The 10,765-nt window shown below is 73.3% G+C and carries 11 protein-coding genes; 5 read left to right on the plus strand and 6 right to left on the minus strand.

From position 1 onward, the window contains the following. Position 1: 1 nt before the first annotated feature. The 4 genes from ACFXGA_RS37620 to ACFXGA_RS37635 all read right to left on the minus strand — a co-directional run bounded on the left by ACFXGA_RS37620 (position 2) and on the right by ACFXGA_RS37635 (position 2,850). The gene (locus ACFXGA_RS37620) at positions 2-157 is read right to left on the minus strand and encodes a hypothetical protein (RefSeq protein WP_378097095.1); all 156 of its coding nucleotides are present in this window, start codon (positions 155-157) and stop codon (positions 2-4) included. Positions 158-270: 113 nt separating this feature from the next. Further along, a complete protein-coding gene (gene fdhD / locus ACFXGA_RS37625) occupies positions 271-1,071 on the minus strand; it encodes a formate dehydrogenase accessory sulfurtransferase FdhD (RefSeq protein WP_378097126.1) in 801 nt (266 codons plus the stop codon). Further along, positions 953-1,528: a hypothetical protein gene (locus ACFXGA_RS37630; protein ID WP_378097098.1), complete on the minus strand. Its 576-nt coding sequence runs from the start codon at positions 1,526-1,528 to the stop codon at positions 953-955. The genes fdhD and ACFXGA_RS37630 overlap by 119 nt, the downstream gene beginning before the upstream one ends. Further along, positions 1,525-2,850: an MFS transporter gene (locus ACFXGA_RS37635; protein ID WP_378097101.1), complete on the minus strand. Its 1,326-nt coding sequence runs from the start codon at positions 2,848-2,850 to the stop codon at positions 1,525-1,527. The genes ACFXGA_RS37630 and ACFXGA_RS37635 overlap by 4 nt, the downstream gene beginning before the upstream one ends. A 237-nt stretch (positions 2,851-3,087) precedes the next feature. Between ACFXGA_RS37635 and ACFXGA_RS37640 the strand changes: the two genes are divergently transcribed. From ACFXGA_RS37640 to ACFXGA_RS37655, 4 genes are read left to right on the plus strand one after another with little or no spacing between them, the layout of a single operon-like run. Next, entirely contained in the window at positions 3,088-3,558 is a 471-nt protein-coding gene (locus ACFXGA_RS37640; RefSeq protein ID WP_378097104.1) for an NAD(P)H-dependent oxidoreductase subunit E, read from the plus strand. After that, on the plus strand, positions 3,555-5,102 hold the full coding sequence (locus ACFXGA_RS37645; protein ID WP_378097108.1) for a formate dehydrogenase beta subunit: 1,548 nt from the start codon (positions 3,555-3,557) through the stop codon (positions 5,100-5,102). The genes ACFXGA_RS37640 and ACFXGA_RS37645 overlap by 4 nt, the downstream gene beginning before the upstream one ends. Then, positions 5,099-7,870 (plus strand): formate dehydrogenase subunit alpha, encoded by a 2,772-nt coding sequence (gene fdhF / locus ACFXGA_RS37650; protein WP_378097111.1) that lies wholly within the window; start codon positions 5,099-5,101, stop codon positions 7,868-7,870. Before ACFXGA_RS37645 ends, fdhF begins: the two co-directional genes overlap by 4 nt. A 34-nt stretch (positions 7,871-7,904) precedes the next feature. After that, positions 7,905-8,120, plus strand: a complete 216-nt coding sequence (locus ACFXGA_RS37655) for a formate dehydrogenase subunit delta (protein ID WP_378097114.1) — start codon at positions 7,905-7,907, stop codon at positions 8,118-8,120. Positions 8,121-8,455: 335 nt separating this feature from the next. Here the strand turns inward: ACFXGA_RS37655 and ACFXGA_RS37660 are convergent, their stop codons facing one another. Both ACFXGA_RS37660 and ACFXGA_RS37665 read right to left on the minus strand, forming a co-directional pair. Continuing rightward, the gene (locus ACFXGA_RS37660) at positions 8,456-8,632 is read right to left on the minus strand and encodes a DUF397 domain-containing protein (RefSeq protein ID WP_378097117.1); all 177 of its coding nucleotides are present in this window, start codon (positions 8,630-8,632) and stop codon (positions 8,456-8,458) included. After that, the gene (locus ACFXGA_RS37665; protein ID WP_378097120.1) at positions 8,629-9,483 is read right to left on the minus strand and encodes a helix-turn-helix domain-containing protein; all 855 of its coding nucleotides are present in this window, start codon (positions 9,481-9,483) and stop codon (positions 8,629-8,631) included. Before ACFXGA_RS37665 ends, ACFXGA_RS37660 begins: the two co-directional genes overlap by 4 nt. A gap of 307 nt (positions 9,484-9,790) precedes the next feature. Between ACFXGA_RS37665 and ACFXGA_RS37670 the strand changes: the two genes are divergently transcribed. Then, a partial coding sequence (locus tag ACFXGA_RS37670; protein WP_378097123.1) for an ATP-binding cassette domain-containing protein occupies positions 9,791-10,765 on the plus strand: 975 nt, incomplete at its 3' end.

A 10,765-nucleotide genomic window follows, 5' to 3' on the forward strand; every position in this document is an offset into this window, starting at 1 on the left:
TTTACCCCCACGGCCATGCCGCGCACGGCCGCGACCCGGCCGACCAGGACCCGGCCGTCCCCGCGACCGCGAGCCCGGCGACGGGGTGCACCGCGAAACCCGCCGCCCACACGACCGCGAGTCCGCCGGACGCGACCGCCGCCTCCACGCCGTGCACGAGCACACCTCCGCGCACGGCGTGGAGGTGTGCCCGTGCACCGCGATGCCGAACCGGAGGCGCGCAGCAGGTGGCGGCGCGCCTCCGGGCCCAGCCGGGCGCCCGGCCCGACGTCACCGCCCGATCAGGCGGTGGCGGGCGGTGTAGACGTTCATCGACGTGCCGCGCAGGAAGCCGACCAGGGTCATGCCCACCTCCGCGGCCAGGTCCACGGCCAGCGACGACGGCGCGGACACGGCGGCGAGCACCGGGATGCCCGCCATCGCCGCCTTCTGCACCAGCTCGAACGACGCCCGGCCGCTGACCATCAGCACCGTGCCGGCGAGCGGCAGGCCCCGGCCCCGCAGCGCCCAGCCCACGACCTTGTCGACCGCGTTGTGCCGGCCCACGTCCTCCCGCAGGCACAGCAGCCGGCCCCGCGCGTCGAACAGGCCGGCCGCGTGCAGGCCGCCCGTGCGGTCGAAGACCCGTTGGGCGGCGCGCAGCCCGTCCGGCAGGGTGGCCAGGGTCTCCGCGTCGACCGCCAGCGGGTCGTCCGCCACCGGCCAGGTGGTCCTGGTGCGCACGGCGTCCAGGCTCGCCTTGCCGCACAGCCCGCACGACGAGGTCATGTAGAAGTTGCGCTCGATCGACGGGTCGGGCGGCGGCACGCCCTCGGCCAGGCCCACGTCGAGCACGTTGAACGTGTTCGAGCCGTCGGCGGTCGCGCCCGCGCAGTACCGGATCGAGGTCACGTCACCGGCGCCGCGCACCACGCCCTCGCCGACCAGGAACCCGGCGGCCAGGTCGAAGTCGTCACCCGGCGTGCGCATGGTCACGGACAGGGAGCGGCCCGCGACCCTGATCTCCAGCGGCTCCTCCACGGTGAGGGTGTCGGCGCGGGCGTCGGGCACCCCGTCCACCACCCGCACCACGCGTCGCCTGCTCGTCACTCGTCCCATGTGGACACTCCTCTGCTCGGCACAGGGCGGTGCACTCGGCCAGCAACCGCCGCAACGCCTCGTCGCGCCGCCCGCCCGCGGCCACCGCCACGGCACGCGTCGCCCGGTGCGCGGCGAGCGCCGGCCACCACGTCATCCACCGGGCGCGCGGCAGTCCCGCCGCCCGGAGGCAGTGCTCGACCAGGGCGTGCGTGCGCCGTGCCCGCGCGGTGCCGATCAGCGGCACCGCGAGCGCCGGCAACGCGCGCCGCCCGGTCGGCGTGCTCAGGTCGTTCACGCACCGGGCCACCGCGGCGAGCACCGGGTGCACCGCCGCGGGCCGGTCGGTCCACTCCTCGTCGGCCAGCAGCGACACCAGCTCCAGCAGGCAGCAGCCGTGCGCCGGGGTGACGTGCCGCCCCGCCGCCAAGCGGGGCAGCCGGGTCGTCACGACGCCTCGCGCGGCTGCGGCAACAGCCCGCGCGGGCGTCCCGGCCGGCTGAACCGGCCGCCCACCACCGCACCCGCCACGCCCAGCGCGGCGGCGGCGAGGAACGCGCCGGCATGGCCGTGCGACACGACGGCCGCCGACGCCACCCCGACGCCCAGCACCCCGCCGAGCGCCTTGGCGCTGTAGATGACGGCGAAGTTGAGCGGCGCGGTGTCCTCGCCGAAGTACTCGCGCACGAGCCCCACCAGCAGCGAGTAGCAGCAGCTCGTGCCGAGGCCGGCCACGCCCGCGCCGACCAGCAGGGCCACCGCGTCCTGCCGCTGCGCGCCGACCAGCAGCACCACCTGGGCCACGCCGCCGGTGGCCATGGCCAGCCGCAGCGTGAGCCGCCTGCCGACGGCCTCGGACATCCGGCCCGCCAGGATCCGGCCCGCGCCCGTCGCCACCGCCAGCACCGCCAACGCCACCGCCGCGACCACCCGGCCGCCCGGTACCGCGTCCACCACCAGGCCCGCCAGGAACACCAGGTCGAACAACGACACCGCCGCCGCGAACACCACCGTCACGCACATCAGCGCCAGGACGCCGCTGCGCACCGCCTCGCCCGGCCGGAAGTGGCGGATCGCGGGACGGTTGCTGCGGTGCGCGCCGGTCTCGCGCCGACGCGGGTCCACGTCGGCCGGCCACCAGTGGCGCGGCGGGTCGCGCAGCGGCAGGCCGCACGCCGTCACCACGACGAGCACCACGAGCGCGGCGGCGGACAGGAACACCGCCCGGTCGTCCGGCCGGAACCACAGCCCGGCGGCCAGCGCGAACGGCGCGCCACCGACCGCGAACGCGCCGGTGACCAGGGCGATCCGGCCGGTGACGCGGTCGGGGAACCAGCGGATCACGGTGCCGACGCAGGTCGCGTAGACCAGGCCCGTGCCGGCCCCGCCGACCAGCGAGTAGCCCAGGAGCAGGACGGGCAGGTGCTCGGCGAACCCGAGGGCGAGCAGCCCGACCGCGCCGAGCGCCGCGCCCAGCACGACCGCGGTGCGCGGCGCCAGCAGCCCGCGTTCCCGCAGCCACGCGGCGGGGAACGCGACGCCGGCCTGGCACGCCGTCCAGAGCGCGAACGCCCAGCACAGCGCGACCAGGTCCCACCGCTGCGCCAGGACCGGCACCAGCGCGCCGAACCCGTACTGCGCGGTGCCGGCGGCGAGCATGGCGATGCCGCACAGCCAGGCGATCCGGTCCCGCGAGTGGCCCAGCAGGTCCCGGTCCGACTCGCCGACCCGGTGGCGGCGACCGTAGACGTCGAGGACTTCCCGCACCCGCATGAGGACCACCCTCCTTGCAGATTGTATACAGTATTACGTAGCCTACTCCCCCGCACCCGTTCCCGACCACCCTCGGACGGCGGCAGGCGCGAGCCCTCCCCGGAACGAGGCGGCGCGTCCGGGAAACGGCCCGGCGTCGCCCGCCCCGGTCGAACCCGAGCGCCAGGGCTGTCGCGGGAAGCACGACCGGCGTACTGTGAATACGGTATACAGTCTTCTGACTACACTGGAGGCGCCATGACCGTGGAGGAACGGGTGCTGGCCGTGATCGAGGCGCACCGCGGCGACCGGGGCGCGCTGCTCCCGGTCCTGCACGGCATCCAGGCCGAGTTCGGCTACGTCGACCCGTCGGTGATCCCGCTGGTGGCCCGGGAGCTGAACCTCTCGCGCGCCGACGTGCACGGCGTCGTCACCTTCTACCGCGACTTCCGCGCCGAACCCGCGGGCCGCGTCACGGTGCGGCTGTGCCGAGCCGAGGCGTGCCGCTCGGTCGGCTCCGAACCCCTGGCCGCCCACGCCGAGGCCGCGTACGGCGTGCGGACGGGTCGGACCGGCGCCGACGGCGCGCTGACCCTGGAAGAGGTGTTCTGCCTGGGCAACTGCGCCCTCGGACCCGCCGCCCAGGTCAACGGGCGGCTGCACGGACGGCTCGACCCCGCCCGGCTCGACGGCGTGATCGCCGCCGAGCTCGAGAAGAGGACGGCATGACCACCACCGTGTACGTCCCGCGCGACGCCGCCGCCCTCTCGGTCGGCGCGGACGCCGTCGCCGCCGCGATCACCCGCGAGGCCGCGCTCGCGGGTCGGGCCGTCCGGGTCCTGCGCACCGGCTCGCGCGGCATGCTGTGGCTGGAGCCGCTGGTCGAGGTGGCCACCGACGCCGGCCGGGTCGGCTACGGACCGGTGACCGCCGCGGAGGTGCCCGCGCTGGTGGCGGCCGGGATGCTCGACGGCGCGGACCACGGGCCGCACGTGGGCGTGGTCGAGGAGCTGCCGTGGATGCGCGCGCAGCACCGGCTGTGCTTCGCCCGCGTCGGCGTCACCGACCCGCTGTCGCCCGACGACTTCCTCGCCCACGGCGGCACGGCGGGGCTGCGGCGGGCGCTGGAGATCGGACCGGCGGCCACGGTCGCGGAGGTGACGGACTCCGGGTTGCGCGGGCGCGGCGGCGCGGGCTTCCCGGCGGGCGTCAAGTGGCGGACCGTCGCGGACGCGCCCGGCCCGCTCAAGTTCGTGTGCTGCAACGCCGACGAGGGCGACAGCGGCACGTTCGCCGACCGGATGCTCCTGGAAGGCGACCCGTTCTGCCTGATCGAGGGGATGACCATCGCCGCGCACGCCGTCGGCGCCACCGAGGGCTACGTCTACCTGCGGTCGGAGTACCCCGAGGCGGTGCGGACGTTCCGCCGGGCGATCGAGGTCGCGTACGCGCGGGGGTGGCTCGGGGACGACGTGCTCGGGTCCGGGCTGAGGTTCGACCTGATGGTGCGGGTCGGCGCCGGCGCGTACATCTGCGGCGAGGAGACCTCCATGCTGGAGAGCCTGGAGGGCAAGCGGGGCGTGGTGCGGGCGAAACCGCCGATCCCCGCGATCACCGGGCTGTTCGGCAGGCCGACCGCGGTGAACAACGTGCTGACGCTCGCGTCCGTGCCGCGGATCCTGGCCGACGGCGCCGCCGCCTACCAGGCGCTCGGTGTGGGCCGCTCACGCGGCACGCAGGTGTTCCAGCTCGCCGGGAACATCGCCCGCGGCGGCGTGTTCGAGACGGCGTTCGGGCTCTCGCTGCGGGAGCTGGTCGAGGTGCACGGCGGCGGCACGCGGTCCGGCCGCCCGGTGCGCGCGGTGCAGGTCGGCGGGCCGCTCGGGGCGTACCTGCCGGCGTCGGGCCTGGACCTGGAGCTGGACTACGAGGCGTTCGCCGAGGCGGACGCGATGCTCGGGCACGGCGGTGTCGTGGTGTTCGACGACACCGTGGACATGGCCGCGATGGCGCGGTTCGCGTTCGCGTTCTGCGCGGAGGAGTCCTGCGGGAAGTGCACGCCGTGCCGGGTCGGCGCGGTGCGCGGCGTCGAGGTGGTCGACCGGATCGTCGGCGGCGAGGACGTCGACGACAACCTCGCGCTGCTGGGCGACCTCTGCGAGCTGATGACCGACGGGTCGTTGTGCGCGATGGGCGGCCTGACGCCCAACCCCGTGCGCAGCGCGCTCCGGCACTTCGCCGACGACTTCACGCCAAGGAGGGTCGCCTCGTGACGATCTTGAAGGAACCGGACCTCGGCACACCGGCCTCGACGTCCCCGGTCGAGGTGACGGTGGAGGTCGACGGCGTCCCGGTGACCGTGCCCGCGGGCACGTCGGTCATGCGGGCCGCCGCGACGTGCGGGGTCGACGTCCCGAAGCTGTGCGCGACGGACAGCCTGGAGCCGTTCGGGTCCTGCCGGCTGTGCCTGGTCGAGATCGACGGGCGGCGCGGCACGCCCGCGTCGTGCACCACGCCGGTCGCGGACGGGATGAAGGTGCGCACGCAGACGCCGAAGCTGGAGAAGCTGCGGCAGGGCGTGATGGAGCTGTACCTGTCCGATCACCCGCTGGACTGCCTGACCTGCTCGGCCAACGGCGACTGCGAGCTGCAGGACATGTCCGGCGCGGTCGGGCTGCGGCAGGTGCGGTACGGGTACGAGGGCGAGAACCACCTGTCGCTGGAGAAGGACACCAGCAACCCGTACTTCGACTTCGAGCCGTCCAAGTGCATCTCGTGCTCCCGGTGCGTGCGGGCGTGCGGCGAGACGCAGGGCACGTTCGCGTTGACCATCGAGGGCCGCGGCTTCGAATCGAAGGTCTCGCCCGGCGGTCTGTCGTTCATGGAGTCCGAGTGCGTGTCGTGCGGCGCGTGCGTGCAGGCGTGCCCGACCGCGACGCTGCAGGAGAAGTCCGTGGTGCAGCTCGGGATGCCGAGCCGGACCGTGCTGACCACCTGCGCCTACTGCGGTGTCGGCTGCTCCTTCAAGGCCGAGCTGCGCGGCGACCAGCTCGTGCGGATGGTGCCCCACAAGGACGGCGGCGCGAACGAGGGCCACTCGTGCGTCAAGGGGCGCTTCGCGTTCGGCTACGCCACGCACCCCGACCGGGTGACCACGCCGATGGTCCGGGAGAAGATCACCGACCCGTGGCGCGAGGTGTCGTGGGAGGAGGCGATCGCCCACACGGCGGCGCGGATGCGCGCGCTCCAGGCCGAGCACGGCGTCGGCGCGATCGGTGGCATCACGTCGTCCCGCTGCACCAACGAAGAGGTGTACGTGGTGCAGAAGCTCGTGCGCGCGGCGTTCGGGAACAACAACGTCGACACGTGCGCGCGGGTGTGCCACTCCCCCACCGGGTACGGGCTGAAGCAGACGTTCGGCGAGTCGGCGGGCACGCAGGACTTCCGGTCCGTGGCCGCGGCGGACGTGATCGTGGTGATCGGGGCGAACCCGACCGACGGGCACCCGGTGTTCGCGTCGCGGATGAAGCGGCGGCTGCGGGAGGGCGCGAAGCTGGTCGTCATCGACCCCCGGCGGATCGACCTGGTGCGCTCGCCGCACGTCCGGGCGACCCACCACCTCCAGCTCCGGCCCGGCACGAACGTGGCCGTGGTGAACGCCTTCGCGCACGTCGTCGTGACCGAAGGGCTGGTGGACGCCGACTTCGTCGCGGCCCGCTGCGAGGGCTACGAGGAGTGGGCGGAGTTCATCGCCCGGCCCGAGAACAGCCCCGAGGTGGTGGAGTCGGTCACCGGCGTGCCCGCGGCGGAGATCCGCGCGGCCGCCCGGCTGTACGCGACCGGCGGCAACGCCGCGATCTACTACGGGCTGGGCGTCACCGAGCACAGCCAGGGCTCCACCATGGTGATGGGCATGGCGAACCTGGCCATGGCCACCGGCAACGTCGGCCGGGACGGGGTGGGCGTGAACCCGCTGCGCGGGCAGAACAACGTGCAGGGGTCGTGCGACATGGGGTCGTTCCCGCACGAGCTGCCCGGCTACCGCCACGTGTCCGACGACGCGGTGCGCGCCGTGTTCGAGGGCGTGTGGGGCCGCGACATCCTGCCGACGCCGGGCCTGCGCATCCCGAACATGTTCGACTCGGCCATCGCGGGCACGTTCCGCGGCCTGTTCGTGCAGGGCGAGGACATCGCCCAGTCCGACCCGAACACCGCCCACGTGACCGCGGCGCTGACCGCCATGGACCTCGTGGTGGTGCAGGACCTGTTCCTCAACGAGACGTCGAAGTTCGCGCACGTGTTCCTGCCCGGCACGTCGTTCCTGGAGAAGGACGGCACGTTCACCAACGCCGAGCGGCGCATCAACCGGGTGCGGCCGGTGATGGCCCCGAAGACGGGCAAGCACGAGTGGCAGATCGCGTGCGAGCTGGCCGCGGCGCTGGGCTACGAGATGTCCTACCGCCACCCGCGGGAGATCATGGACGAGATCGCGTCGTTGACGCCGACGTTCGCCGGGGTGTCGTTCGCCAAGCTCGACCGGCTCGGCAGCGTCCAGTGGCCGTGCAACGACGACGCGCCCGAGGGCACGCCGACCATGCACGTGGACTCGTTCGTGCGCGGCAAGGGCCGGTTCGTGCCCACGTCGTTCGTGCCGACCACCGAGCGCACGACCCGCCGGTTCCCGCTGATCCTGACCACGGGCCGGATCCTCAGCCAGTACAACGTGGGCGCGCAGACCCGGCGGACCGCCAACATCGCCTGGCACCCGGAGGACGTGCTGGAGATCCACCCGCACGACGCCGAGGTGCGCGGCATCGCCGACGGCGACGCGGTGACGCTGGCCAGCCGCGTGGGCGCCACGTCGCTGCGCGCGGTGCTCTCCGACCGGATGCCGGTCGGTGTCGTCTACACGACGTTCCACCACCCCGTGACCGGGGCGAACGTGGTCACCACCGACAACTCCGACTGGGCCACCAACTGCCCGGAGTACAAGGTGACCGCCGTGCAGGTGGCGTTGCGCGAGCCCGCGGTGGTCGAGTGACGTGGGCGGCGCGCCCCCTCCCGCGGTGCGGCTGGTGAACGAGATCGCCCGCCAGTTCCACGACCGGCCGCCGGACCTGGCGGCGGCCGCCGTCGCCGACCACGTCGAGCGCTTCTGGGACCCCCGGATGCGCGCCGACCTGAAGCGCCACGTCGCCGAGGCCCCGGAATCCCTGGACCCGGTGGCCCTCGCGGCGGCCGGGCTGGTCGACCGGGAAACCCACCGGAACGTCCACAATGGACGGTCTTAAGATCACCCGATCAAGTGACATTTTCCATGCGCGCAAGGAATTCCCGCCGCCGACCGGACCGCGTGAGCGCCACACACGCGAGGATGCCTCGCATCGTTCGGCACGGGTTCGCCGGGACCGCCGCCGGCGGGGGACCGGGGAATTGATCACCCGACCGGGTGCCCCGGGAGGACGTCCGGCAGCTCGACATCGAGCTGACGGACATTCGTCGTCGTCCGGGCCACGCGCCGGTGTGGGGGGCCCGGACCTGGGGTTGTCGACCGCGTGCCGTCACCGGCCCGTCCCGGTGCGGCGGTGTCCGCCGCACCGGGAGCGGAACGGCTCGACGGCCGCGGTCAGGTTTGCCGCAGGGACGTGAGGAACGCCCGGAACGGGCGTTCCCCGAAGGTCAATCTGGGTTCCGGTCGTTTGCTGTCCCTGACGCTGGTCGTGCTCCGTCCCACGGCCAGCTCGACGCAGTTGTTGCCCGCGCCGGAGTAGGTGCTCTTGCGCCACGTCTTGTCGATGTTCATGTGTCCTTCAGTGCCGTTGCCAGTTTCCTGATCAGCGAAGCCGACTCCTTGGGCGTCAGGGCGACCTCGCTCACCATTTCCTCGAAGTGCAGCAGGTACTTCTGCACGTCGGCGCGATTGTCCACCCACTTCCCGCCACCCGCGTACTCCAGGTACACGGCCGAAGGATCGCTGTCCTCGAAGCGGAGGGCGGTCGCGCCACCACCGGACATGGTTCCGTGTGCACCGGCGCCGAACGGAACCACTTGGATGGTGATGTTGTCCTGCTTCCCCTTCTCGAGCAAATGCGACAACTGCTCGCGCATGACCTCCCGGCCACCCACGATTCGGTGCAGCGCGGCCTCGTCGATCACCGCGTGGAGGCGTAATCCGGGCAGCCTCCGCTGCCGGTTCGCCAGCGCGGCCGTCACCTGCTCCACCGAGACGGACGGGTCCATGAACCGCCGGCCCGCGAGCCTGATCGCGGCCGCGTAGGCGGGCGTCTGGAGCAGCCCCGGGATGACGATCATCTCGATCGTCCGCACCTCGGTGGCGTCGGCCTCCTGCCGGGCGTAGGTGCGCGCCTCCGGGGTGTACGCGGCCGCGTACACCAGGCGCGTCCCGTCCTGCTTCGCGTCCTCCCACAGCGCTTCGGCCTCGCGCCGCTCCGCGTCGGTGGCCCCGTAGAGGCCGAGCAGCGCGCCCAGCTCGGTCCAACTCGGACTGATGTAGCCGTTCTCCATCCGCGACAGCGTCGACTGCGTCTTCCGGGTCAGCGCGTGGTAGTCGGCCTCGGTCTTGCCCGCGCGCTTGCGCAGGCCGTTGAGGAACTGGCCGAGCTTGCGCTTGCGTCGGGTTTGGACGGCTGCCATGCGGATCTCTCCTCGCTGGAAAAGAACTGCGAACACCCTAGTGCGGTCCCGCGTCCTGCCCGTTTTCACTCGATCGTGCACCGTTCTCACGGTGCATATACCCCCCATTGGACGGGTCCGGCCGGTTTCCCCGCCGATCCGCGCCCGCCGTACCATCTCGCCGCGTCCGCCCCGGCACGTCAAGGGGGTGTGACGTGATGATCGGCCGGAGGTTGGAGCGCGCTCCAAGGTTCATCGCGGCCGGCGCCCGCAGCCGGGTCGGCAAATCCGGCTGAAATTGTCGGTCCCCCGGTCCATCATGGCCCGCATGGCAGACGCAATCGTGGCCGAAGGGCTGATCAAGCGCTACGGATCGGTGGTCGCTCTCGACGGCCTCGACCTCGTGGTGCCGGAAGGCACCGTCATGGGCCTGCTCGGGCCGAACGGCGCGGGCAAGACCACGACGGTGCGCGTGCTCACCACCTTGCTGGAGCACGACGAGGGCAGGGCGACGGTGACCGGGCTGGACGTCATCGCCGACGCCAAGGAGCTGCGCCGCCGCATCGGGCTGTCGGGCCAGTACGCGGCCGTGGACGAGAACCTGACCGGGTTCGAGAACCTGGACATGGTCGGGCGGCTCTACCACCTGGGCAAGCGGCGCAGCCGGGAACGGGCGCGCGAGCTGCTGGAGCGGTTCGACCTCGTGGAGGCGGCCGACCGGCCGGTGAAGGGCTACTCGGGCGGCATGCGCCGCCGGCTCGACCTGGCGGGCGCGCTGGTGGCCAAGCCGCGGGTGCTGTTCCTGGACGAGCCGACCACGGGCCTGGACCCGCGCAGCCGGCTGGGGATGTGGGACGTGATCGGCGAGCTGGTCGCGGGCGGCACCACGCTGCTGCTGACGACGCAGTACCTGGAGGAGGCCGACCGGCTCGCCGACCGGATCGCGGTCATCGACCACGGCCGGGTCATCGCGCTGGGCACCGCGAACGAGCTGAAGGACCAGGTGGGCGGCGAGCGGCTGGAGCTGACCGTCGGTTCCGCGCAGGACGCGGAGACGGCCGGGCGGGCGCTCGCGCCATTGGCGATCGGCGACATCGCGCTGGACGACCGCGGGCACCGGCTGACCGTGCCGGTGTCGGGCGGGGCCGACGTGCTGGTGGACGGGATCCGCCGGCTGGACGCCGAGTCGGTCAAGGTGCTGGACATGGGCCGGCGCAGGCCGACGCTGGACGACGTGTTCCTCGCGCTGTCCGGCCCCGCGGGCGGGTACGGCGGCGGGGACGGGCAGGGGAAGCAGGGGGAA

It is taken from the genome of Actinosynnema sp. NPDC059335, assembly GCF_042752395.1.
In the GTDB taxonomy this organism is placed as follows: Bacteria; Actinomycetota; Actinomycetes; order Mycobacteriales; family Pseudonocardiaceae; genus Actinosynnema.

Coding starts and splice junctions, on each gene's coding strand:
- ACFXGA_RS37635 (WP_378097101.1), bottom strand. CDS start 2,850: ATGCGGGTGCGGGAAGTCCTCGACGTCTACGGTCGCCGCCACCGGGTC.
- ACFXGA_RS37640 (WP_378097104.1), top strand. CDS start 3,088: ATGACCGTGGAGGAACGGGTGCTGGCCGTGATCGAGGCGCACCGCGGC.
- ACFXGA_RS37645 (WP_378097108.1), top strand. CDS start 3,555: ATGACCACCACCGTGTACGTCCCGCGCGACGCCGCCGCCCTCTCGGTC.
- ACFXGA_RS37660 (WP_378097117.1), bottom strand. CDS start 8,632: ATGAACATCGACAAGACGTGGCGCAAGAGCACCTACTCCGGCGCGGGC.
- ACFXGA_RS37665 (WP_378097120.1), bottom strand. CDS start 9,483: ATGGCAGCCGTCCAAACCCGACGCAAGCGCAAGCTCGGCCAGTTCCTC.